Annotated in this window: 3 protein-coding genes; 2 read left to right on the plus strand and 1 reads right to left on the minus strand. The window is 67.8% G+C overall.

Annotation, left to right across the window (positions count from 1 at the left end; all coding sequences use genetic code 11):
* A partial coding sequence (locus tag FV223_RS20955) for an acyltransferase (protein WP_246689746.1) occupies positions 1 to 503 on the minus strand: 503 nt, incomplete at its 3' end.
* 413 nt (positions 504 to 916) lie between these two features.
* Between FV223_RS20955 and FV223_RS20960 the strand changes: the two genes are divergently transcribed.
* Positions 917 to 1,156, plus strand: a complete 240-nt coding sequence (locus FV223_RS20960) for a hypothetical protein (protein WP_147728815.1) — start codon at positions 917 to 919, stop codon at positions 1,154 to 1,156.
* Between the two features lie 353 nt (positions 1,157 to 1,509).
* Positions 1,510 to 3,729 (plus strand): TonB-dependent siderophore receptor, encoded by a 2,220-nt coding sequence (locus FV223_RS20965; RefSeq protein WP_147728816.1) that lies wholly within the window; start codon positions 1,510 to 1,512, stop codon positions 3,727 to 3,729.
* Positions 3,730 to 4,409 lie beyond the last annotated feature (680 nt).

Below are 4,409 nucleotides of genomic sequence, written 5' to 3' on the forward strand. Positions count from 1 at the left end.
TGCTGTTCCCGCTGGCCTACCTCGCGTGGCTCGGCCGCCCGCCGCGGCGACAGGCGCCCGAGCCACGCGAGGTAGGCCAGCGGGAACAGCAGGTAGAAGTGCTCCTCGATGGCGAGGCTCCACAGCGGCACCGGCAGCACCCGCTCGGTGCCGAGAAGGTCGGGATAGTTCGTCAGGAACGTCGCCTGCCCGAGCACCGCCGCCGCGTCGACCGGCATCCAGTCGAGCAGACCGAGCCCGTGGAGCAGGCCGGACAGCGCCAGCGCCAGGTACATCGGCGGCAGGATGCGCAAGCTTCGGCGCAGGTAGAACGCCGGCAGCGAGACCGTCCCGGTCCGCCCCCGCTCGATCCGCAGCAGCGTGGTGATCAGGTAGCCCGACAGGAAGAAGAACACCGTGACGCCGAAGCCGCCGGGCACGACGTGGCTCAGCCCGCAATGGGCGACGTAGACGATGGCGATCGCCAGCGCCCGCACCCCGTCGAGCTGCGGCAGGTAGGGCATCGCGGGCGGGACCGGGGCGGTGGGGCTCGGGATGGCAGGCTCCTCGCGGATCTTTCGACGATCGCCGGACAGGACAAGCAGGAAACCGGAAATTTTCCGTCCGCGCCATCCGCGCCGGCGCCGGAGGCGGGCGCCGCATCGTCCCTCCCCTTTCGTGGGGGAAGGGTGGGCCTCGGCTCACGCCAGGGTCGGGAAAGGAGGGACGAGGCGCGCGAATCTCCGCGAGGCTATCGCACCGTCCGCACGGGGATCGGGCCAATACATCGGCCGGTTCGTGCGCCGCCGCCGCATGCGACACTCGCGCGGTTGCCGTCCCGGTCGGGATGTATACGATTCTGCCATCGCGGCCCCAGTATTCGGCGCTCCGCGCCTGAGAGACGGATGCGCTCCCGCCTTCCACGCGTGGACAGCCTGTGCCCCGCTACTTCTTCGACATCCACGACGGCTTCCACCAGCGCGACGACGTGGGCACCTTGTGCGAGGACGTGCAGGCCGCCGCGCTCCAGGCCAAGCGCCTGCTGCCCGCCATCGCCGTCGACGAGAGCCCGGCCGAGGGCGAGCGCCAGACCATCACCGTGGTGGTGACGGACGAGGACGGATACGCCGTCTACTCGGCCGCCCTCGCCTTCGTCGGCACCTGGCTCCTGCGCTGACCTCGGCGCCTGCGCCGACCAAAGGCCTGCGCGCGCAGCTTGACCCTGTGAAAGGCCGCGAAGGGTGGTGAACGGAAGCCGGCTTGGCGCTTGAAAGCCGACGTTCGATTTCGTGCCCTGGTCGCTCGGCTCGCGCCGGCGGGCGCGGGGCAGGTCGCTCACGGCCCGAACCCTCTCGGATGCCCTGCGCCTCGGCCTCGACGAGGGGCATTCGCCCACTTTAAATTTAGAATATTTTCAGATTTGAACCGTTTTAAGTGTGTGATCTATAACACGTTTTTGGCTTGCTCGCGGATCCGTGAAGGACGATCACACGGGTACTGCGCTCGTCCGAGCGCGCGCCAGCGTGATCCATGTCCCACCGCTCCTCGCTCCTCCCCGTCCTTCTCACCACCACAATCCTCGCCGGTCCCGTGGTGGCACAAGATGGCACCGTTCAGCTCAACGAGATCTCGGTCGAGGCGGTGGGACCCGGCAACGCCGCGCCGGCATCGGCCGGCTCCGGCGGCCTCAACGTCAGCGCCGGCGACGGCGGCACGGCCGCCACCAGCGGCGGCGGTGGCGGCCCCTCCGGGATCACCGGCTACACCGCGCGCGTCGCCACGGCCGCCACCAAAACCAACACCCCGCTGATCGAGGCCCCGCAATCGGTCTCGGTGGTCACCCGAGAGCAGCTGAACGACCGCAACGTCCAGACGTTCACCGACGCGGTCAACTACGTCCCGGGCGCCATTTCCGCCCGGTCGGGCTTCGACCCGCGCTTCGATCAGATCTTCATCCGCGGCTTCGACGTGCTCACCAACCAGGGCATCTATCGTGACGGCCTGCGCGTGATCGGCAGCGGCTTCGCCTTTCCCAAAAGCGAGCCCTACGGCGCCGAGGCGCTGACCATCCTCCGCGGCCCGGCCTCCGGCCTCTACGGCCTCGGATCGCCCGGCGGCATCCTCGATATCACGAGCAAGCGCCCCGTCTTCGTGCCGTTCGGCGAGGTGCAGTTCCAAGCCGGCAGCTTCGGACGCTTCCAGGGCAATTTCGACGTCGGCGGCCCGGTCGAGGGTTCGGACGGCACCATGGCCTACCGCCTCACCGGCGTACGCCGCGAGGCCGGCACCTTCATCGGCCTCGGCACGAACGACGACCAGCTCAACATCGCGCCCGCCTTCACCTGGAAGCCATCGGCCGACACGACGTTCACGTTCCTGAGCGAGTTCCAGGTCACCAACACGCCGGCGGCGACGTTCTTCTACAACGACCCGGGCTTCCGGGTGTCCAACTTCTACCAGGGCGATCCGCGCTTCATCGGCCTCGACCAGACTCAGTATCGGGTCGGCTACGCCTTCGAGCATTTCTTCACGCCGGACCTGGTTTTCCGCCAGAACTTCCGGCATTACGGGCTGTTCCTGAGCGCGAAGTACGTCGACATCAACAACGTCAACGACGCGCGCACGATCGGCACCCGCGACACCGGCTATATCCGCGAGGGCCTGGTGCAGCAGACGCTGGACAACCAGCTGGAGGCGCGCTTCGCCACCGGCCCGGTCGCCCACACCGTGGTCGGCGGCGTCGACTACGCCCGATACAGCCTGAGCGCGCGCTTCGGCTTCGGCCTCGCCCCGGACCTGAACCTCACCACCCGGAACTACGGCCAGCAGTTCATCGCGACGCCGCCTCTTGGGTCCGCCTCGCGCCAGACCCAGGATCAGGTCGGCGTCTACCTGCAGGATCAGGCCAAGTTCGGCGACTTCATCCTGACCGTGAACGGGCGCCACGATTGGGTCTTCCAGGACAACTACGCCACGCCCGACAGCGCGGTCTCGCGCCAGGACAACAGCGCCTTCACCGGCCGGGTCGGCCTGGGCTACGTTCTGGCGCCAGGGCTGGTTCCATACGCGAGCTATGCCACGACCTTCACCCCGCAGGTCGGCCAGGACCGAAACGGACAGGCGTTCAAGCCGGCCACGGGCGACCAGATCGAGGCGGGGGTGAAGTACCTGATTCCCGGGACCAACATCCAGACGGCGTTCGCCGGCTTCGACATCAACCAGTCGAGCATCCTGATCCCCGACGCGAGCAACATCGCGTTCCAGACCGCTGGCGGTGCCGTACGCTCGAAGGGCTTCGAGGCCGAGGCGACCGCCAACCTCGCGCCGGGCACGAACCTGACCATCGCCTACACGCATGTCGACATCCGGTTCGTGAACTCGACCTCGTTTGCCGGCGAGTCCCTCAACGGGAACCGCGTCTCCGGCATCCCCAGCGACACCTACGCGTCGTTCCTGACTTATGCCTTCCCGCCCGCCTCGGCCTTGCGCGGGCTGCAGATCGGCGGCGGCATCCGCTACATCGGCTCAAGCTACGCGGATGATCAGAACACCGTGCGCAATACCGCCGTGACGCTCTACGACGCCCTCGTTGCCTACGACTTCGCCGCGCTCGACCCGAAGTACAAAGGCTTCCGCGCGCAGATCAACGGCTACAACATCTTCAACCGAAACTACACGACCTGTTCGTTCGGTTTCTGCAACTTCAACCAGCCGGCAACGGTCATCGGCAGCCTGATCTATCGGTGGTGAGAAGGCTCGCCTCCAGCGGTCGGGGATCGAGACGTCGCGCGCAGCGCCGACACGACGACCGAAGTCCGCATGGTGGCCTGCACTCGAAACGACGTGTGGGCGAGGCCGTGACGCGCCCGAGATCGGCCTGACCCCGAGCCACCACGCCCCCTTTGCCTCGCTCGACTCCCGAAGCGCGCGCAGCGTCTCGGCCTGTCCGCAACCGTGGCGGCCTCATCCTTCCCGGTCGCCAGAACCTCGGTCGACAGAACCTCGGTCGCCAGGACCTCGGTCGCCAGGACCTCGGTCGCCAGGACGAAGTGCTCGCTTGGGACGGCGACAGCCTCGATCTCGCGTCTGTCGAGAGACTTCCATCCGTCATGGCCGATCGGCAAGCTTCGATGCCGCGAACGATGGAACGTATGAGCGGTGGAGAGAGGGTCGCATCGGGCGCCGACCATACGGGCGGTCGGCAGATCTTCCGCGGATCTGAAACGCATCGAACGTGACCCTCGCGCGGCCAAGCCGATGGGGGCCGAACCCTCGGGCGGCCACAAGGGATCGGTAACCATCGGGCCGGCATGATCCGGCTCGGAACCGCCCGGTCGCGGGGCCGAGATCGGGGTTGCGTGATGTTCTCTGCCGCCTTCCTGCGCGCGGGCCTGTCGCCGCTGGCGCTCGCCGCCGCGCTGAGCGCCGCG

Source organism: Methylobacterium sp. WL116, from assembly GCF_008039455.1.
Classification (GTDB): domain Bacteria; phylum Pseudomonadota; class Alphaproteobacteria; order Rhizobiales; family Beijerinckiaceae; genus Methylobacterium.

Coding starts and splice junctions, on each gene's coding strand:
- FV223_RS20965 (WP_147728816.1), top strand. CDS start 1,510: ATGTCCCACCGCTCCTCGCTCCTCCCCGTCCTTCTCACCACCACAATC.